The 20,424-nt window shown below is 41.9% G+C and carries 13 protein-coding genes and 1 pseudogene; 10 read left to right on the forward strand and 4 right to left on the reverse strand.

What is annotated here, in order from left to right:
* Positions 1–107 precede the first annotated feature (107 nt).
* The 4 genes from recC to HUS61_RS00710 are packed head-to-tail and all read left to right on the forward strand — an operon-like array spanning position 108 to position 9,537.
* Complete coding sequence (gene recC / locus HUS61_RS00695) at positions 108–3,452, forward strand: exodeoxyribonuclease V subunit gamma (protein ID WP_175081801.1); 3,345 nt, start codon at positions 108–110, stop codon at positions 3,450–3,452.
* Positions 3,439–7,014, forward strand: a complete 3,576-nt coding sequence (gene recB / locus HUS61_RS00700; RefSeq protein WP_175081802.1) for an exodeoxyribonuclease V subunit beta — start codon at positions 3,439–3,441, stop codon at positions 7,012–7,014. Before recC ends, recB begins: the two co-directional genes overlap by 14 nt.
* 44 nt (positions 7,015–7,058) lie before the next feature.
* A complete protein-coding gene (gene recD, locus HUS61_RS00705; protein ID WP_371319657.1) occupies positions 7,059–9,095 on the forward strand; it encodes an exodeoxyribonuclease V subunit alpha in 2,037 nt (678 codons plus the stop codon).
* Positions 9,082–9,537, forward strand: a complete 456-nt coding sequence (locus tag HUS61_RS00710) for a GNAT family N-acetyltransferase (protein ID WP_175081803.1) — start codon at positions 9,082–9,084, stop codon at positions 9,535–9,537. Before recD ends, HUS61_RS00710 begins: the two co-directional genes overlap by 14 nt.
* On the opposite strand, the gene HUS61_RS00715 is transcribed toward HUS61_RS00710, so the two are convergent.
* Both HUS61_RS00715 and HUS61_RS00720 read right to left on the reverse strand, forming a co-directional pair.
* Positions 9,534–10,163 (reverse strand): trimeric intracellular cation channel family protein, encoded by a 630-nt coding sequence (locus tag HUS61_RS00715; RefSeq protein ID WP_062565213.1) that lies wholly within the window; start codon positions 10,161–10,163, stop codon positions 9,534–9,536. The two genes, HUS61_RS00710 and HUS61_RS00715, sit on opposite strands and share 4 nt — an antisense overlap.
* Positions 10,164–10,292: 129 nt before the next feature.
* A complete protein-coding gene (locus HUS61_RS00720) occupies positions 10,293–11,582 on the reverse strand; it encodes an amidohydrolase (RefSeq protein ID WP_055021053.1) in 1,290 nt (429 codons plus the stop codon).
* Between the two features lie 109 nt (positions 11,583–11,691).
* Between HUS61_RS00720 and HUS61_RS00725 the strand changes: the two genes are divergently transcribed.
* The 6 genes and pseudogenes from HUS61_RS00725 (at position 11,692) to HUS61_RS00750 (ending at position 17,726) form a co-directional block, all read left to right on the forward strand.
* Positions 11,692–12,354, forward strand: a complete 663-nt coding sequence (locus HUS61_RS00725; RefSeq protein ID WP_062565214.1) for a Crp/Fnr family transcriptional regulator — start codon at positions 11,692–11,694, stop codon at positions 12,352–12,354.
* A 54-nt stretch (positions 12,355–12,408) separates the two neighbouring features.
* Complete coding sequence (locus HUS61_RS00730; RefSeq protein ID WP_175081804.1) at positions 12,409–12,813, forward strand: hypothetical protein; 405 nt, start codon at positions 12,409–12,411, stop codon at positions 12,811–12,813.
* Between the two features lie 104 nt (positions 12,814–12,917).
* Complete coding sequence (locus tag HUS61_RS00735) at positions 12,918–13,421, forward strand: DUF962 domain-containing protein (RefSeq protein ID WP_175081805.1); 504 nt, start codon at positions 12,918–12,920, stop codon at positions 13,419–13,421.
* Positions 13,422–13,442: 21 nt separating this feature from the next.
* On the forward strand, positions 13,443–14,231 hold the full coding sequence (locus HUS61_RS00740) for an SDR family oxidoreductase (protein WP_175081806.1): 789 nt from the start codon (positions 13,443–13,445) through the stop codon (positions 14,229–14,231).
* Positions 14,232–14,409: 178 nt separating this feature from the next.
* Positions 14,410–15,411, forward strand: a pseudogene (locus HUS61_RS00745) (branched-chain amino acid aminotransferase); the annotation flags it as partial.
* A 161-nt stretch (positions 15,412–15,572) separates the two neighbouring features.
* Positions 15,573–17,726: a prolyl oligopeptidase family protein gene (locus tag HUS61_RS00750; RefSeq protein WP_175081807.1), complete on the forward strand. Its 2,154-nt coding sequence runs from the start codon at positions 15,573–15,575 to the stop codon at positions 17,724–17,726.
* A gap of 68 nt (positions 17,727–17,794) precedes the next feature.
* On the opposite strand, the gene HUS61_RS00755 is transcribed toward HUS61_RS00750, so the two are convergent.
* Positions 17,795–18,886 carry a DUF481 domain-containing protein gene (locus HUS61_RS00755; RefSeq protein WP_175081808.1) on the reverse strand — a complete coding sequence of 364 codons (1,092 nt, stop codon included), beginning with the start codon at positions 18,884–18,886 and terminating at the stop codon, positions 17,795–17,797.
* A gap of 101 nt (positions 18,887–18,987) precedes the next feature.
* Positions 18,988–20,283 carry an anti-phage deoxyguanosine triphosphatase gene (locus tag HUS61_RS00760; RefSeq protein ID WP_175081809.1) on the reverse strand — a complete coding sequence of 432 codons (1,296 nt, stop codon included), beginning with the start codon at positions 20,281–20,283 and terminating at the stop codon, positions 18,988–18,990.
* Between the last annotated feature and the right edge of the window lie 141 nt (positions 20,284–20,424).

Raw genomic sequence — 20,424 nt, forward strand, 5'->3', positions numbered from 1 at the left:
CCGCAAACATGGAATAAGCCTTGTTTGCGGGTATTTCTCTCTATCCCATCTAATTAAAATATCTTACACTGTGTCAATTAGTTAGTTTCAAGCAAGGACAGTGTAAAGTGCTGAATATAATTCAATCAAATCGCATGGAAGCACTGCAAGCGCGGTTTCACGCTCTTCTTAAAGTTAATCCATTAACGAGTCCCTTTAAAAAAGAAATTGTGCTTGTGCAGTCACCAGGTATGTCGCAGTGGCTAAAAATAGGTTTAAGTGAACACTTAGGGATTGCCGCTCAGGTTGATTTTCCGCTGCCTTCGAGTTTTATATGGCAGCTTTACCAACAATTGCTGCCTGATGTACCTAGTGAATCACCGTATAACAAAGCTAACCTTGCTTGGAAGCTGTTTGCGATTTTACCAAACTGCATTGATGAGCCGCTGTACTTACCACTTAAAACCTATTTAGATGGTGACAGTGAAGGGCAAAAAACCTTTGCCTTGTGCGAGAAAATTGCCGACGTTTATGACCAATATTTAATGTATCGTCCCAATTGGATTGCCACTTGGGAGCAGGGCATCGATGAACTAGATGATGTTGATGTGGGCATTGCGCCATGGCAGCCAGATCTTTGGCGCAAGCTGGTGGCGCACAGTAAAGAACTTGGGCAAAGCCAATATCACCGCGCCAATATGCAAGACAATCTCCTTGCAGCCCTTGAAAAAATGGACGCAAGCCTATTACCTGAGCGTATTAGCTTATTTGGTATTTCTGCAATTGCGAGTAGCCAGCTTGAAGTGTTTCAGGCCATTGCAAAAAAAACGCAGGTGTTTTTGTTTTTCTTCAACCCCAGTGAGCATTACTGGGGTGACACACTCGATGAAAAAACAGCAGCTAAGATTGCCGCTAAATATGCCAAACGCCCGCAGTTACAAGCGCTTGAAGACAGCGCTAAAAACCCTAATCACGAGTACTTTTTTATTGGTAACCCATTACTCTCGTCGTGGGGTAAATTAGGCCGAGATTATTTTGAGCAGTTACTGCAACTAGATGCGCAGTGGCTTGACGGATTCGATAACGAGTTTGATCAAAGCTTGCTATCGCAAATTCAGTCTGAAATTTACCAATTAGCTTTTAAGGGTGAATCACTAACGCCTGATAAAGAATGGTTTATTAATGACGAAGGCAAGTTGCCAATTCAGGCAGACGATACCAGCATTGTGCTGAGTGATTGTCACACGCCACTACGCGAAGTCGAACGATTACATGATTACTTACTCAATTTATTCAATGAAAATAAAGCGCTAACACCAAAAGATATTATTGTAATGATGCCGGATGTTGGCACATACAGCCCGTATATTGAGGCGGTGTTTGGTGGTGCCGAAGGGCGACGTTTTATTCCTTATGCGTTAGCCGATTTAGCCATAGAACAAGAAAAACCCGTACTTAGCTCGTTTGCTAGTTTAGCCGATTTACCTTACTCACGCTTTGGTGTGTCTGACATTCTTGATTTACTGCAAGTCACACAAATTGCCGAAAAGTTTAATCTTGAAGCTCATGAATATGAGCAAATTGGCTTTTGGCTTGAACGCGTTGGCGTTAAATGGGGCTTAGATGCCGCCCACAAAGACAGTTTTGGCTTACCCGCAATAGATTTAAATACCTGGCAACATGGCCTAAACCGCTTGTTACTTGGCGTTGCGCAACGTGATGAACAATTGCCGTTTTCGGGGATTTACAGTGCCGATGAAGTTGAAGGCATGGCATTAAATACCTTAAATAAACTCATTGAATTTATTGATGTACTGGCCCGATATAAAGCTAAGCTGCAAGCTGATGCACCGCTTAATGAAAAGGCAGAAATTCTAAAAGAATTATTAAGCGATGTGTACAGCGATGAAGGTGAACAAAGCTGGGATTTATTAGTACTGCAAAAAGTGCTCGATACACTGATTAAGCATTATGATAATGGCGATTACCAACAAGCCGTTTCGCAGCGTATTGTGAGTTACTTGGTTAAACAAGGTATTCAAGAAAAAGGTGTAGGGCAGCGCTTTTTAGTGGGGCAAGTTAACTTTTGTACGTTGATGCCAATGCGTGCGGTGCCATTTAAAGTAGTGTGCATGCTAGGTTTAAATGATGCAGATTACCCACGTACCGTTCAGCCAATTGGTTTTGACTTAGTGCCTTTCTCAAAACGCCAAAAAGGCGACCGTTCTCGCAAACTCGACGACCGTTACCTGTTTTTAGAAGCGATTTTAAGTGCTCGTGAGAATTTATACATCAGTTATATTGGCCGTTCTTGCTTTGATAACCAACCAAGAATGCCCTCAACTTTAGTGAGCGAGCTTTTGGAATACATAGCCCGTAGTTTTGAATTTGCTGATAAAGACATTCACTTAAAGCTACCTGAGGCGCTGATTAATTATCAGCACTTACAGCCATTTAACCCGGCTTATTATCTGACCACTAACAAAGAAGGTAATAAAAGCCAAACTGATGACGAGCAAAAAGCAAATAAACCGCTAGCCACACAATTACACAGCTATAACCCCGTGTGGATGCCAACTCAAGCTGTTAATCCTGAACCACAGCAAGCGCTTAGTGTTCAGCCAGAAAGCAGTGTTGAGTTAACTCAGTTTATTCGCAGTATTTGCCAGCCGCACGAGAGCTTTTATCAGCAAAGTTTGGGTTTACGCCTACCGCAATTTAACGATATCGCTAAAGATGAAGAGCCATTTAGTTTAGATGCATTACGCCGCTACTTTTACCTTGACGAAATTCTCGAAGCGAGCATTCAAGAGCTACCGCTTAATAAAGCGCAAATTATGCAGCGCGGTGAATTACCCCAAGCCCATGTTGGCGATCTTGTGTTTGAAAGTATGCAGCACCGAGTTGATGCGCTTGCTGGGCAAGTAAAAGCGCATATTCAAGGTGATGAAGCATTACCCGTTGAAGTAAATATTAAAATAGCCAACACCACTTTAGAAGGTTGGTTAAATCATATTTATGGTCAAAAACAGGTGTTTTATCGCACCGCCAGTATTAAAGCAAAAGATGTTATTCGCGGCTTTGTGCATCATTTAGCGGCGCAAATAATGGGCCAGCCGGTTGAAACCCTTATTCTTGGTTTAGACAAGCAAATTAGTTTTTCACCCTTGTCAGAAGACGATGCCCGCAGCTATTTAAATGATTGGTTTTCGCTTTATGAAACGCTTTTAACTCGCCCAGTGGCGTTTTTCCCGGTCAGTGGTTACGAGTACATAAAAACAGATAAAGACATGGTCAAAGCAAACAATAAATTCACGCCGCAATACATAGGCATAGGTGAAGGTGAGAACCCGTATATTCGTTTAACCATAAAAAGCCTTAAAGACTGTGAAGAAGAGTTTATAAAATGGAGCGAGCTGCTGTTATCGCCAATTGTTGAATTAGCACAGGAGGCAGATCATGCAAACGCTTAATCCAATGAGTATGGCGCTGTGTGGGCAAAGCCTTATTGAAGCCAGTGCCGGTACAGGTAAAACCTACACCATCACAGGTTTGTATTTACGGTATTTGTTGGGCTTACAAAAAGCGACCGGTGAAGATGAACAATTAAATACGCCGCTGAGTGTTGAGCAAATACTGGTGGTGACTTTCACCGAGGCCGCAACTCAAGAAATTAAAGACCGTGTAAGGGCGCGTATAATCAATGCCAGAGATGCTCTGCTTGGTAAAAAGACTGATGATGAGCTGATTGAGCAAATAATTAACGAGGTAACTGACAAACACGCCGCATTTGATTTGTTAGACGCTGCAGCAAAGTCGATGGATGAAGCCGCTATATTCACCATTCATGGCTTTTGTCAGCGAATGCTGAAACAACATGCTTTTGAATCAGGGGTGGCGTTTAACTTAGAGTTTATTTTAGATGAGCGTGAGCTCATTCAAGAAACTCTTAATGACTTCTGGCGTGCTTTTGTTTACCCACAATCAAAAGAGCGTACGCAAGCAATTACCGATATTTTCCCAGTGCCGGCGTCACTGTATTCACAGGTGGTAAGTCTACTCAATAAACAAGGGGCAACGATTACCCCTGAGTTTGACCTTGATGAAATATGGCAAGCGCGCGACAACTTTGTGGCAAAAGTACCAGCATTTAAAACTGCGTGCCGTGAGAGTGAGTTTATTAATGCTGTAAAAGCATCTGATTTAAGTGGTTCAAAAACCCCAGGTCGAAAAAACAGCCTTGCAGCGCTTGAAGAATACTTAAGCAATGATGAGTTGTTTTTTGTATTTGGTACCAGTAAATACTCGTTTGAAGTGTGGAGTACAGAGAATTTAAGCGACCCTGCAAATTATAAGAAAAACGGCAGCTTGCTGAGTCATGAAATGCTGGCTCAGTTTGATGAAATGGCTAAACTCAGTAGCCTTATCAATAACGGCTTGAATATTGCGATAGTGCAATACGCAGCTAAATGGGTCGCAAATGCATTAGTTAAACGTAAGCAAGAGCAAGGCGTTATTACTCCAGATGATTTACTGAGTAACTTGCATCAGGCACTTTTAAGTGAGCAAGGCCAAGCGTTAAGTGAAAAAATTGCGGCTTTATTTCCAGTTGCCATGATTGACGAATTCCAAGATACCGACCCAGTTCAATATGGTATTTTTAGCCGCATTTATGGCATTAAAAACACCACGCTTGCCATGATAGGCGATCCAAAACAGGCTATTTATGGCTTCCGTGGTGCAGATATTTTTACTTATATTGGCGCAAAACAAGCCGTTTCAGGTGACAAGCAATACACCCTAGGTACCAACTACCGCTCAAGTGAAGGGGTTGTTGATAGCGTAAACCGCTTATTTGCTAAAAATGCTAATAGCTTTATTTATAACGATGCGATCCCATTTCAAAAGGTCAATGCTAAAGGAAAACAGCAAGACAAAGCGTTTTTAATAAACGGTGAAATGCCAAGTGCGTTTGAATTTTCGGTTTTTGTTGATGAGTACGCCGAAGCCAACAACAAGCCAACCAGCAAAGGGGTAGCTCAACAGGCATTGGCTTTGCAATATACGAAAAAAATTACTGAGCTACTCAAGCAAGCTAATGCAGGCCATGCAACTATTGCAGGAGAACCACTTACTGCTGCCGATATCTGTGTGTTAGTGCGTGACCGAAACGAAGCACAGCTAATGAAAAACGCACTAGCAGAAGCCGCAATTGCCAGCGTGTATTTGTCCCGTGACAGTGTGTTTAACCAAGAGCTTAGTCATCATTTACTGAACTTTTTAACGGCATTGCATGGACAGTATGATGAATCATTACTGCGTGGTGTGCTTGCTGGGCCATTGTTTTGTTTAAGCTACAACCGTATTTATGAGCTTCACGAAAATGAAAGTGCATGGCAAGAACATCTAAACTTTTTTGCTCAGCTTGCCCACATTTGGCATAAACAAGGCGCTATGGCGATGCTCGAGCGTTTATTAAGCCATAATCAACTTGCAGCGCGTTGGCAAGGCTTAGGCTACAACGTTGAACGCTGGCTCACCGATTTCCGTCATTTAGGGGAAATCTTGCAGCAAAAGCAAATTGAACTTGAGGGCACCCACAGATTGCTGCGTTGGTTTGCGCAAAAAGTTAGTCAACAAGATGGCGAAGCGGTGCAAGTTCGCCTAGAAAGCGATGCTAACTTGGTGAAAATTGTCACTATGCACGCCTCAAAAGGCTTAGAGTACCCGATTGTATTCATGCCGTTTGCCTGTGGTTACCGTGAAAGCAAAGAAGCCCTTTACCATAAAGACGGTAAGCTTATTTATGACCTTGCTAAAAGTGACGACGCAATGCAAAAAGCAGAGCAAGAGCGCTTAGCTGAAGATTTACGTTTACTTTATGTGGCATTGACACGTGCCGTGCATTTTTGTTCTGTGGGTATGTATAACATTGCCCAAGGTCGTAGCGCTCGCCCTGGAATTCAAAGTACCAGCATTGGCCACGTATTATTTGCAGGGTTAGAGATTAAATCGGGCGATGAATGGCGTGAGTTGTTACAACAATTTTGTGAAGGCTCTGCGCACATGCACTATGAGGCGTTTAGCGAAGCGGATGAGCTTGAAAAGTTAACATTTGCTGGCGCTGACAGTGAGCAAGCCTATCAAGTTAATACTGTTAAAGCAGACATTCAGCGTGATTGGCGCTCAACCAGCTTTAGTAGCTTAACGCTGAAAAAGCATACTGATCATATTGAACTTGGCCGCAGTGATGAAGACCACGAAAAAGATGAGTTTTTAGCCCAAAATGCCAATGCTTTAACACCTTACAGCTTCCCAAAAGGGGCAAAGCCGGGTAGTTGTTTGCATGAAATATTTGAGCAATTAGACTTTACCGACCCTTATGCGTTAACGCGCCCAGCTAGTGAGCAAGACGACCACGCTCTAGATAAAGTGATTAAAACGTTATTCGAAAAATACCATATTGACGATAGTTGGCAGGAAATGACCGAGCAGTGGATCCTTGCTGCACTGAATTGCCCATTAAACGATAAAGGCCTTAGTTTATCAGTACTTGAGCCTGATACCTGTTTGGTCGAAATGGAATTTAACTTACCGCTGTTATCGCTCTCAAGCGATAAGCTTAACCAGGTGTTAGTAAAACACTTTAACTTACCCGGGCAGCTTGATTTTAGTGAGGTACAAGGCTTACTAAAAGGCTTTATCGATTTAATATTTTGCTGGCAGGGTAAGTATTATATTCTTGATTATAAATCGAACTTTTTAGGCAATAGTGCGGCTGACTACCAACATGAGCAACTAGAACAGGCCATGACCAGTCACCAGTATCATTTGCAGTATTTGATATATACCGTGGCATTGCACCGCTTATTAAAACAACGTATTCAAGATTACGATAGCGATACGCATTTAGGCGGTGTTTACTACACCTTCTTACGTGGTATGAGCGAAGGGCAAGGGGTGTACTTTAATCAGCTTACTAAACAGCAAATAACTGAGCTTGATAGCTTATTCGCACAAGGAGCCATGCTATGAGTCAAATGACATTCGGCTTTGATGACCATGAGCCAAACGAGCCAATGAATAAGCAACCACAGCAGCCAGCACAACATACCCAAAGCGACTCAGTGTTGACTGTCACAGAGGTTAAAACGCAGCCTTTACTGAGTTATTTACTTGAGGCAAAACGTATTCGCTTAGTTGATGTTAAACTCGCAGAGCTATTGACTGGCACAGAAACAGTAGCCGGTTCACAATCGTTGATAGAGAATAACGATGCAGCGCATAATGAGGTTTTTTACCTGATTTTATTACTTGCGGCCGCGCAGCAAAGTCAGCACAGCTGTTTAGAGCTCGTGAATATAAACTGGCAAAACCCGTTTGAAATAAGAGAGCAAAGCCTAGCTGATGCCAGCATTGCAGCCCCTGAGGTTTTAACCCCGTTTGATATGGAATTTGGCCTTAATGAGGCTGTTAATAAACTAATGAATGCTGAGTGTGTCGGGGACGACAAACCACTGCTATTGTTCGCGAATAAACTTTATTTTGCCCGACTGGCTGAATACGAAACCACACTGGCTTCGCGTTTACATCATTTAGCAACGAAAGAACTCACACTTGATGAAGCCGAATTAACGGCATTACTTGAGGTGTATTTTCCTAATAGTGAACATACAACCAACCCAAGCGATCCTATTAAAACATTAAACTGGCAAAAAGTAGCCTGTGCGATTGCCGCAACAAAAGGCTTTAGTGTGATCACTGGCGGCCCAGGTACCGGTAAAACCACCACAGTAACTAAGCTACTAGCAATATTACAATCTTTGTATGCCAGTGCACCGCTAACAATAAAGCTGGTTGCACCGACAGGTAAAGCGGCAGCGCGTTTAACCGAGTCGATTTTAGGGGCAAAGCAAAAGCTTAGTATGATCCCTGGTAATATCGCGCCACTTATTCCTGAAAGCGCGCAAACGATTCACCGTTTACTGGGCGTTATTCCGCATACCAATAAGTTTCGCCATAACAAGCGTAATCCGCTGCATTTAGACGTACTGATCATTGATGAGGCATCGATGGTAGATTTATCGCTTATGGCAAAACTAATCGAGGCACTACCGAGCCATGCAAGACTTATTTTACTGGGTGATAAAGACCAATTAGCCTCGGTTGATACGGGCAGTATTCTTAGCGACCTATGCCAAGGCTTAGAGCTTGGCAAAATGCCTGATTACAGCAGTGAAAGAGCAGCGCAGCTTAATCGCGTTTGTTTTAATAATCAGAGCGAAATACCCGCGGCGAGCAGTCATTTTGTACTTAACGATTGTATTGCGTTTTTACAGCAAAGTTATCGTTTTGATGGCAGCAGCGGCATTGGTCAATTAGCACAAGCTGTAAATACCAATAACAGTGGCTTACTGGGCTACGTTGAGCAAACGATTAATCAAGGTGGTTTTAAAGACCTTAAACTTAATTACAGCGTAATTAGTAAACCGATTGAGCAATTTGTGCAACAAGCAGCGTTGCAATATCACGATTATTTGCAGCTTATCCAGCAAGGGGCAAGTGTTGCCAGTGTGCATAAAGCATTTGCACATTATCAGTTGCTAGCTGCCGTCAGAGAAGGAGATTATGGTGTAAATAGCCTTAATCAGCGTATTGAAAAAGCACTGGCTCAACAAGGTTTAATCTCGCCATATCAAAGGCATTACGTGGGTATGCCAATTATGATCAGCCAAAACGACTACCAGCTAAAACTGTTTAATGGCGACATCGGTATTTTAATGCACGATGAGCAAGGTCAGTTAAAAGCCATGTTTGTTGATGAGCAAGAAAATATTCGTGCCTATTCGCCCGCGCGTTTACCTGCTCACGACAAAGTGTATGCCATGACAATTCATAAGTCGCAAGGCTCTGAATTTGCTTACACAGCAATGATTTTACCACCAATAAAACAGGCTAATCAGGGCATTAACAGGCAGTTGGTTTACACGGGTATCACCCGCGCGAAAACCACATTTGAGCTGGTGGCCGATAAAAATGTATTGCTCATGGCGATGAATAAATCAGTTACTCGTGCATCGGGTTTATACGATAGGTTAAAACATGAAGCTAGTTAAAGTAACGAGTGACCAACTAAACGAGTTAATGGGTTGGTTTAACTCAGAGGCTGAACTGCGTATTTGGTCTGGGCCATTTTTTAATTACCCATTTGATACGCAAAGCTTTAAAAAAGATTTAAACCTAGATGCGCTGAATTCCTTCACGTTGATTAATGACGAGGGCCAGATGTTAGGGTTTGGTCAATACTATTTACGTGAAGGTCGTTGCCATTTAGGGCGGCTAGTTATCTCGCCAAGTGAACGTGGTAAAGGTCTTGCAAAAGTGTTGATAAATTTACTAGGAGAGCAGGGTAAACAGCAGTTGCAGTGTGATAGTTTGTCGTTGTTTGTGTATAGCCACAATACCCTTGCTAAAACAGCCTATGAAAAACTGGGGTTTATACAAACCCAGTATCCAGCGGACATGCCACTCGATGGCTGTATTTATATGACTTGCTAAGAGCGTTTAAAGCTGCTTTTACGAAACAGATTAGGTTGCCAGCCAAAGTGTATGGCGCCTAATCTTAAACAGACCGTCACAGCGAATGCGCCAAGAATGCACCAAATATAACTCACCTCTAGGGTGAATAAAGCCGCGTAAGTTAACCCGCCAGATAAGCAAGCGGTTGAATAGAGCTCTTCACCCATTACTAAAGGCACTTCTCGGCAGATCACATCACGCATCAGGCCACCAAAAATACCTGTGGTCATACCCATAGTGATGGCTACAACCATATCTGCGCCGCCGATCAGTGCCTTTTCGATACCAATAATGTTGAAAATAGCCATCCCTACGGCATCCATTAATAGCATGGTGGTGTTACTTAAATCGGGTAAGTGACGAATAGATAAAATAGAGGCGAATATGGCTATGTAAGTTGCGTACAAATAATCGGGTTGAGCTATCCAAAATACAGGTTTGTTAAGCAATATGTCTCGAAGTGTGCCACCACCCAGAGCTGTGACTGTGGCAACGACTACCACACCAAAACCACCAACACTTTTTTCATGGCCCAGCAAGGTGCCAGAAATAGCAAAAAACGCTACACCGATAATGCTTAAAAAATGAAAGTATTCTGATGTCATGGGGTTTCCTTACCTGTTTATAGTAATCTAACCCTAGCAAAATGAACTTTATTGATGCTGAACAACTAAGAAAATAGGGCGGGTAGTGATGTCACCCGCCAGAAGGGAATAGTGATTATATCAATCCGCTTATTTAAGGTAATCAACCACTAATTGCGTCATTGCATTTACGCCAAGCTGTAAAGCTTTTTCGTCTGCAAAAAAGTGTGGTGAATGGTTACTTGGTGCTGTAACTGCATCTTGACCTTTTGGTGTGACACCTAAGAAAAAGAACATGCCTGGTGTTTCTAAGGCGTAGTAACTAAAGTCTTCGGCACCTGTGATAAGTGGCGTTGTGATCAGGTTTTCTTTACCAACTACACCAGCAAGTGTTGGTGTCATTTTCTTGGTTAATTCAACATCGTTCACTGTTACTGGGTAACCATGGTCAATGTGAACATGCGCTTCTGCGCCACCTGATTCAGCTACCATCTCAGCGGTTTTAGCTAAACGTTTTTTAATGTCAGCACGCATTTCTTGGTCAAAGGTACGAATTGTGCCCACCATTTCAACTTGATCAGGGATGATGTTGTTACGCACACCGCCATTAATGGCACCAAATGAAACTACCGATGGCGCTTTGGTCACATCAACTTGGCGTGAAGCGATGGTTTGTGTTGCCATAATGATTTGTGATGACGCCACAATTGGGTCAACCCCATTCCAAGGGCGTGAGCCGTGAGTTTGGCGACCTTTTACTGTGATTGTAAATTTGTCGGCGCTGGCCATTAGCGGCCCTTCACGAAAACCAATTTGTCCGGTATTAAGTGAGCTGGTTACGTGTAAACCAAATACGGCTTCTGGCTTTTCTTTAAATAAGCCTTCTTTAAGCATCAGCTCAGCACCACCTTCTTCGCCATCAGGAGCACCTTCTTCAGCAGGTTGAAAGACAAACAGAATATCACCCGCTAATTGGTCTTTTATTTTTACTAAAGACTCAGCGGCTGCCATTAAAATAGCCACATGGTTATCATGACCACAGGCATGCATTACGCCAACGGTATTGCCTTTGTACTCTGTTGTTTGAGTTGACGCGAAAGGTAAGTCTACTTGCTCTTTTACAGGTAGTGCATCCATATCTGCACGCAGCGCAATAAGCGGGCCTTTTTTGCCCCCTTTAAGTTTGGCAACCACACCGGTATGAGCCACACCTGTTTGAACCTCAAGGCCTAACGAACGTAAATGCTTAGCTACGTATTTGGCTGTTTCAAACTCACGGTTACTAAGCTCTGGGTATTGGTGTAAATGACGGCGCCATTTAATGACTTTTTCGCTGACGCTTTTATTGGCAGATTTAAGTTCAGTATTAATATCACTCGCAAATGCAGGTGTAGAAATAGCACTGAGAAGTAGGCTGGTCGAAAGTAGTTTGTTTAACATCCCGTATCCTTTTATTATTTAGATATCCAAACAATCTGTGAAACGCTGAATTCTGCATTTTGAGGTGGCTTGGATATATGCACACTACACCAATGTAAAGGATAAACACTTGAATGAACAAGACCTTTCGGTAATTAACCAAGACAAATGGTTTAAAAATCGCACACAATTATTTAGGGACAAGCTAGTAAAAAATGCTAAATTAATCACCTTAAATGCTGGTGATGCATTGTTTTTGCGTGGTGATGAAAATACCGGTCTGTATTGTGTTATTAATGGCGTGCTTAGAGTTTCTGGGGTTAATAGCCAAGGCAAAGAAGCCGTGCTCAGTTTTGTAACCAGTGCTATGTGGTTTGGTGAAGTTGCTCTGTTTGATGGTGGTAAGCGCACCCACGATGTGTATGCTCAAACTGCGGTACGACTTTTACACGTACCTGAGCGGGCATTAACTCAGTTATTACAAGAAAGCCCTGCATATTGGCATGATTTTGGTCTGCTGCTTACCAATAAAGTGCGAAACCTGTTTGACTCATTAGAAGATCATGCACTCCTTACAGCAAAGCAAAAGGTGAGTAAGCGGTTGTGCATGCTTTATCAGTCGTCACTCCAAAGCTGTTTGCCGCTTACCCAGCAACAACTTGCCGATATGACCTATTTAACACGGCAAACCATTAATCAAATTTTACAATCTCTGCAAGCTGATTCAATTATTAATCTTAAATATCAAACGATTGAAATTATTGATATCGATAAATTGCAATCTCAATGCTAGTTTGGAACTAAAATTGCTACAAAGTTGTAATCAAGCTTAAATGGAAGACAACTTGTGGCAATTACATTTCATAATCAATATAACCCTTATCACGCTTCGGCTGCTGCTAAGCTATCGCAAACAACTCGCCTCGATGATGTGAATGCCATGCATACGCCAGCATCTTCAGCACAACAACTTTTACAAAAGCAGCCTGAGCCCAGCTCTTTTTTAGCACAAGCTCAAGAAGCTTTGGTTTATCAGCGGCTCGGGGTTGATAAAGAGAAAATTGATGAAATAAAAGCGCAAATAGAGAAGCTTGCTGAACAAATGCAACAACAAGGTGCCGATACTAAAGCACTGCAAGAAAAAATGAATGAGCTGCAAGCGATGCTCGATGAAGAGTATCAAAAAGGTCGCGAACGCATGGATATGCGACCAGAAGCTGAAAAAGGCAAAGTTATTGATGCGCTGGTTTAATGTGTGAGTTTAAGCTAGCAACTTTAAATGTCGGCTAGTTGACATTCTTGGTGGTGAATTTTCTGCTAATCTGAATTTTGAACACAGTTTTGGCAGGAAAAACAATGAAAACATTAAAACAACAACTGACAAATTACGCCCTTTATCACCGTTCTAAACGCAATATTTACACTCACTTTATTGGCATTCCATTAATTGTGTTTGCAATTATTTGTTTATTACAACGCGTCACGCTTATCTCAGAGCCTGCCGTTATCTCCTTGGCAACCGTGGTGATTGCACTCACCTGTCTTTATTACTTAATGCTTAGCTTATCTATGGGGTTAATTATGGCTGTATGCTTAAGTTTGTTAAGCATTGCTGCTGAGCCTGTGGTGTCGCTTTCAACAGAGTTATGGCTAGCTGTGAGCATTGGCAGTTTCATTGTCGGTTGGGTGTTTCAGTTTATTGGTCACTATTTTGAAGGTAAAAAGCCAGCCTTTGTTGATGATTTAATTGGTTTGGTCATAGGCCCGTTATTTGTATTAGCAGAGTTCTTGATTATGCTTGGTTTTTATAAAGATATTGCTGATCATATCGAACAAAATGCAGGGCCTAACAAAGCATAACAACAATAATAAGGAACACACATGCAATTAAATGGTAAAACAGTTTGGGTAACTGGGGCATCATCTGGAATTGGTGAGGCACTTTGTGAGCAACTGGCAGCAAAAGGGGCAACGCTAGTATTGTCTGCCCGTAATGAGGAAAAACTCAACGCTCTTAATACAAGACTCGGTGGTAATCATCATGTGGTCGCTCTTGATTTGGCAAAGCCCGAAGCCTTACTTGAAGATATGCCAGCAGTGATCGAGCGAATTGGCCGCATTGATGTTCTTATCAATAACGGTGGGGTGTCGCAGCGTAGTCTATTTTTAGAAAACGAATTTACGGTTTATCGCCAACTGATGGAAGTAAACTACTTTGGTTTAATTGCTTTAACTAAGGCGGTCGTGCCACAGATGGTGAAGCAAGGTATGGGCATGGTGGTATCAATTAGCAGTGTGGCAGGTAAAGTCGGTTCAAAGTTCAGAACTGGGTATTCGGGTTCTAAGTATGCGGTCGTGGGCTTTATGGATTGCTTAAGAGCAGAACTAGCCGATAAAAATGTGAATTGCCTGACTATTTGCCCAGGTTCAATCAAAACAGCCATTGCACATAATTCGTTAGATGGCCAAGGTAAACCGCAAAATAAGCCAGAGGATTCAATTGAAAACGGCATGGATGTGGCAAAAGCGGCTGCAAAAATGATTAAAGCCATTGAAGCCGAGAAAGATGAAGTTGTTATTGGTGAAGGAATAAGTGGTTTAGCACCGACTATTAAGCGATTTTTCCCGGGCTTTTTTAACCGCCTCACAGCAAAAATGAACTACAGATAATTTATAGTCATTTGTTAGTGAATGATTCTCAGTAAACAATGCGCAACTTGGGTTGCGCATTTTTTGTACCAAATGGTCGGATTATTATCACTTTAATCGATAAAAGGCACTAGTTTGCTATGGTTAAACGGGGATGGATTAGCATACAATGGGGTAAAAGTAGTCCAAACAAGAGAGAACAACAATGGCCGCATTTGGTACTGTATTTATGCCACAAATGATCCAAGCACGTTTTGCTGATAACTCATGGAGTGAAAGCGCGCTGGTCCCATCTGATAAAATCGAATTACATGCGGGTGCTCACGTATTACATTACTCAAGCACCTGTTTTGAAGGATTAAAAGCATTTCGTCACGAAGATGGCTCGGTCTATATCTTTCGTATGGATGCTAACATTGCTCGTATGAAACAAAGCTCTAAGTTACTAAACTTACCTGACTTTGACGAAAGCATGCTTGAGCAAATGATCAAAGACATTGTAAAAGAGTACGCAGACGAAACACCAACACCGCCGGGTTCAATGTATATTCGCCCAACCCACATTGGTACAGAAGCGGCAATCGGTAAAGCGGCTGCACCGTCAATGAGTTCCTTGCTTTATGTATTGCTTTCGCCAGTAGGTGATTATTTCTCAGGCGGTGCTACAGCATTACGTGTATTACTTGAAGAAGACGGCATGCGCTGCGCACCACACATGGGTATGGTTAAAAGTGGTGGAAACTATGCAAGTGCATTAGGTCCAATCTTAGAAGCTCGCTCAGAGCATCAAGCAGACCAAATTTTATTCTGCCCTGGTGGTGATGTACAAGAAACGGGTGCTGCAAACTTCATTTTAATTGATGGTGATGAGATCATCACAAAAGCACTTGATAGCACATTCTTACACGGTGTAACGCGTAATAGTATTTTAACGATTGCGAAAGATTTAGGTATGACAGTATCTGAGCGTAACTTCACTGTGTCTGAATTACTAGAAAGAGCCGCTAAACCAGGTACTGAAGCTGCATTATCGGGTACCGCTGCGGTACTGACGTCGGTTGGCACGCTTATTCATAACGACCAAGAGTTTAAGGTGGGCTCTGGTGAACCAGGTGAGAAAGTTGCTAAATTACGCCAAGCATTAAATGATATTCAATGGGGGAAATCAGCAGATACTCATGGCTGGTTAACAAAAGTATAATCGCTGAGCAAATACATGCTTTGAAGAGCCACGTTACTACGTGGCTTTTTTGTTTTTACATTGGTTTACAGCACTTCCAGTGTTTAACCGCAAATTACTAGACATTCTAATGCTTTAATTTTACTTTCATTTTATTAACAATAACTAAAAGTAAATTTATTATGATCAAGAAAACACTAGCATGTGCGATTGTTGTTGCATTGGCGGGCTGCGGTGAATCCACCCCAACAAAAACAGAACAAACAGTGAAAACTGCAGAGGTTAAAGCTGCTGTGAATTATCCAGAAACTAAAAAAGGCAATGTTGTTGATGAATACTTCGGTGAGAAAGTAGCCGATCCGTATCGTTGGTTAGAAGACGATATGAGCGACGAAACAGCCCAGTGGGTGAAAGCCGAAAATGACGTTACCTTTTCTTATCTAAAAAATATTCCTTATCGCGATGAGCTGAAAACTACGCTTGAAAAGTTGATGAACTACGAAAAAGTCACAGCGCCATTTAAAGAGGGTGAATACACTTATTTTTATAAAAACGATGGTCTGCAAAATCAGTACGTAGTTTATCGTAAAAAAGGCGACTCAGAAGCTGAGGTGTTCTTAGATCCAAATACCTTCAGTAGCGACGGCACAACCTCAATGTCGGGCTTAACATTCACAGAAGACGGCACACTAGCGGCTTATCAAATCTCTGAAGGTGGCAGTGACTGGCGTAAAATTATTATTATTGATACAGCGACTAAACAACCAATTGAAGAAGCATTAGTCGATGTAAAATTCAGCGGTATCTCTTGGCTTGGCAACGAAGGTTTCTATTATTCGAGCTACGATAAGCCAAAGGGTAGTGAGCTGTCTGCAAAAACAGATCAACATAAAGTTTACTACCATAAGTTAGGCACGGCACAAGCAGATGACCAATTAGTTTATGGTGGCACTGAGGCTCAGAAACATCGTTATATAGGTGCTGATGTAACCCGTGATAATCGTTATTTAATAATTGCAGCAAGTACTTCAACTTCAGGTAATAAACTGTTTATCAAAGATCTAACTAAGCCTGACAGCGAGCTAGTGACTATTTTAGATAACACTGACTCAGATACCTCAATTATTGATAATGACGGCTCGAAACTGTATTTAGTGACTAACTTAAACGCGCCAAATAAACGTGTAGTGACTGTTGATGCTGCTGATCCAAGCCCTGAAAATTGGCAAGATTTAATCCCAGAAACTGATAATGTGCTTAGCCTTTCAAAAGGCGGTGACTATTTCTTTGCTAAGTATATGGTTGATGCGATTTCGCAAGTAAAACAATACGATAAATCAGGAAAATTAGTACGCGACATCATCCTGCCAGGTGTGGGAACTGCATATGGCTTTAGCGGTAAGCACGATGCACAAACGCTGTATTACTCATTTACTAATTACACTACACCAGGCAATACTTATTCGTTTGATGTTGAATCAGGTAAGTCTGATGTGTACCGCAAGTCGGGCGCTAAATTTAATAGCGAAGAATATATCTCTGAACAAGTGTTCTATACATCAAAAGATGGCACCAAAGTTCCGATGATAATTTCGTACAAAAAGGGCACCGAACTTAACGGTAAAAATCCGACTATTTTATATGGTTATGGTGGCTTTAACGTGAGCCTAACACCAAGCTACAGCCCTACAATTGCGGCATGGCTTGAGCACGGTGGTATCTATGCTGTTGCTAATATTCGTGGTGGTGGCGAATACGGTAAAGAATGGCATGTAAATGGTACACAGCTTAAGAAACAAAATGTATTTGATGACTTTATTGCTGCGGCTGAGTACTTAAACGAAAAACAATACAGCTCACCTGATTACCTAGCGGTACGTGGTGGCTCAAATGGTGGCTTATTAGTTGGTGCGGTTATGACACAGCGCCCTGAGCTATTTAAAGTTGCGCTTCCTGCTGTAGGTGTTTTAGATATGCTGCGTTACCACACTTTTACAGCGGGTGCTGGTTGGGCTTATGACTACGGTACGAGTGAACAAAGTAAAGAAATGTTCGAGTACTTAAAAGGCTATTCACCAGTTCACAATGTAAAAGAGGGTGTTAGCTACCCAGCAACCTTAGTAACAACAGGGGATCATGATGACCGTGTTGTGCCTGCGCATTCATTTAAGTTTGCAGCAGAGCTACAAGAAAAAGGTGCGAAACAAAATCCGTATCTTATTCGCATTGAAACAAATGCAGGTCATGGTGCAGGAACACCAACAAGTAAGATCATTGATCAATACGCTGATATTTATGGCTTTACCCTATATAACATGGGTGTTAAATCGCTATAAGATATTTATTAACTAAAATGAAAACGCCGAGCTAAGCCCGGCGTTTTTATATCTATTGATTGAGATGTTTATAAATCGATACCCAGCGCGAAAATCATTTTGTAATCTTCTTTTTCTGGTACTACACCGTTTTCATCGGCAATCGGGTCAGCCAAATAATCCCATACTAATGACATATCAAAATCAATATCATCGGTGATCTCAAACTCAAACGCAGCCATCGCATATTGAGAGTCTCCACCTGCATCACTGTTTGCAGTTAGATAGCGATAATTAAAGGTAAAATCAATTTTCTTGGTGACTTCAAGCTCGTAATTAGTGCCGACAAAATATGACCAAGATGAATTTGATTTCTCTTCACCCGTAGTGACAGTATCAAACTCAGTTTTTTGATAAGCAGGGCCTGTTGAAAAATCCCATTCTGTTTTATCGGTATCCATTACATAGTAACCAACACCGGCACCCACTGTGTACTTGTTAGCGATATTTTGAAACGGATCACGGTAGTACTCAAAGAAGATAGGGCGGTAATACATTTTTTGGGTCTGAAACCAGTCGAAGGTACCGTTAGCGCGAATGTTGTTTTTAGTGACTTGCTCATCGCTGGTGGTGCGATAACCTAAAAACTCAGCGAGGAAACGGCTAGACGCCGTACGGCGCTTGATATCTGCACGAGCCGAATATTCTGTTTGGTCAGTATTACCTTTTGATATATCGGCACCTAGTGATATTTTCACTGTCCATGCACTGAGTTCGCTTTCAACTGAAGGCGCAATAGAGACTAAATCGCGATAACGGTATTTAGCTTCTTGTTCGCCAACTTTTACATAACCACCAGAGATATTTAATGTGCCGCTTAGCTCAATACCATCATTAAAGCGCACAGTATGGTGGCGATCTGAGATGATCATGTAGACATCTTCGCGATCAATAATTAATGTGTCGAGCACATCACTGTCGAACTCAATCTCTTTATCATACATGGAGACAAGCTCGCCTTTGAGCCATTCGCCCGAATTCAGCCGTACCCAATCGAAATGAGTGGCATCTTTTATGATTATGCCGCGTTCTTCAAGAAGCGGATCAGGAAGTGTTTCTGCAGCATAGCAAGCAAATGAGCTTGCTACAGCAGCACTAATAAGCAGGTATTTTTTGAGCATTATTTCAATCCATGTTAAATAAAATGCATTCAAGGGGTGAGGTTGTTATTACTATAACCTGTTTAATTTTAGAACAATTTAAACTAGTGTTCAAAAATTACTTAAGCAGATGGTAAAAACAAGCGCTGATAGGTTTTATAAGCATATTCATCACTCATCCCAGATAAGTAGTCACATATTATGCGCATTGCATTATCACCTTGTTGGTGCGCACTTAGCCACATTTCTTGGGTTGTTTCAGGTAATAAGCGCATTGGGTCGCTGGCAAAAGCACTAAATAGCTCAATCAGCAGGTTTTGCCCTTTAAATTCAACTTGCTGCATCTTTGGCTCGCGAATTAAACGTTTAAAAACAAAATGTTTTAGCACGTTAAGAATTTCGGCAAATTCATCCGGTAGGCTTACTGTGTATTGCAGTATTTCTGATTCGAAATCTGCGTTTTGTACAACTAACTGAGCGTTAATAATAAAGGTGTTAACCAATTCACCAATAGCGTCTTTACGCTCATACTCGTGATGAGAAAAGAGTCTGGCGGTTATCGAGCTTAAATGGGTAGTTAGCCACGCTGAATCGAGCTCTTGTAATTGTACAAGGGCATGATTTTGCCAATCAGCCAGCGTTAAAACCTCTGTAGCTATGGCATCTTCTAAATCATGTACGGCATAAGCAATATCGTCGGCTAATTCCATAATTGCTGAGTCTATCGATTTGTAATGGGTTTTAGCTCTAAACTCATCAACCTTATAATGACTACTCAGCAGCGCTTTATCGTTATTCGACAGTGGCTCAATGATCCAATCGAAAACATCTTTATCGTCTTTATATAAGCCTTTGGCTGGTCGCCAATGGTCAGCTTTAATAAAACTACGTTGCTCACTCAAAGGGGGAATGCTGTGCCACAAATCATCAATAAAGGCTGGATATTTAATAAAGCCTAATAAGGTGCGTCTGGTTAAGTTCATGCCATAGCCATTTGAATAGGGCTCAAGCTTAGACACAATTCTTAATGTTTGAGCGTTACCTTCAAAGCCACCATGCTCGCGCATCATGTAATTTAATGCTATTTCACCACCATGACCAAAAGGAGGGTGGCCAATATCATGAGCAAGACATAGGGTCTCGAGTAGGCTACCACTCGGAAAATTCGTAAATTCAGGGTGTTGCTTTTTCAAATGGCGTAATAAGCCACTGCCAATTTGAGCAACTTCTAGAGAATGGGTCAGACGAGTTCGGTAAAAATCATTCAAGCCAATACCCATAATTTGGGTTTTAGCCTGTAACCGCCTAAAGGCTGCGGCGTGGATGATTCGAGAGCGGTCAACTTGCCAAGCTGAGCGGTTATCGTTTGGACGATATTTTTGCTGATCAATAATGCGAGCTTGCCAAGATTGGCACATAAAAAAAACCTACCTTTTTCTCGTTTGCTTGCTTTTCAGTATACGCAAGCGCTTGAAAATTGCGAGTAAATTGGCGCTAAATCACGCTATTTTGGTAAAGGTATAGGTAATTTTCTTAGGGCAAATTCGCCAAAAATAGAG

Origin of the sequence: Pseudoalteromonas sp. 0802 (assembly GCF_013350085.1) — a bacterium.
Lineage (GTDB): Bacteria > Pseudomonadota > Gammaproteobacteria > Enterobacterales > Alteromonadaceae > Pseudoalteromonas.

Bases quoted from the DNA above. Each gene is read 5' to 3' on its own strand.
- recB (WP_175081802.1), top strand. From the start codon at position 3,439: ATGCAAACGCTTAATCCAATGAGTATGGCGCTGTGTGGGCAAAGCCTT.
- recD (WP_371319657.1), top strand. From the start codon at position 7,059: ATGAATAAGCAACCACAGCAGCCAGCACAACATACCCAAAGCGACTCA.
- HUS61_RS00735 (WP_175081805.1), top strand. From the start codon at position 12,918: ATGAAAACATTAAAACAACAACTGACAAATTACGCCCTTTATCACCGT.
- HUS61_RS00715 (WP_062565213.1), bottom strand. From the start codon at position 10,163: ATGACATCAGAATACTTTCATTTTTTAAGCATTATCGGTGTAGCGTTT.
- HUS61_RS00750 (WP_175081807.1), top strand. From the start codon at position 15,573: ATGATCAAGAAAACACTAGCATGTGCGATTGTTGTTGCATTGGCGGGC.
- HUS61_RS00740 (WP_175081806.1), top strand. From the start codon at position 13,443: ATGCAATTAAATGGTAAAACAGTTTGGGTAACTGGGGCATCATCTGGA.
- HUS61_RS00760 (WP_175081809.1), bottom strand. From the start codon at position 20,283: ATGTGCCAATCTTGGCAAGCTCGCATTATTGATCAGCAAAAATATCGT.
- HUS61_RS00710 (WP_175081803.1), top strand. From the start codon at position 9,082: ATGAAGCTAGTTAAAGTAACGAGTGACCAACTAAACGAGTTAATGGGT.
- HUS61_RS00755 (WP_175081808.1), bottom strand. From the start codon at position 18,886: ATGCTCAAAAAATACCTGCTTATTAGTGCTGCTGTAGCAAGCTCATTT.
- HUS61_RS00720 (WP_055021053.1), bottom strand. From the start codon at position 11,582: ATGTTAAACAAACTACTTTCGACCAGCCTACTTCTCAGTGCTATTTCT.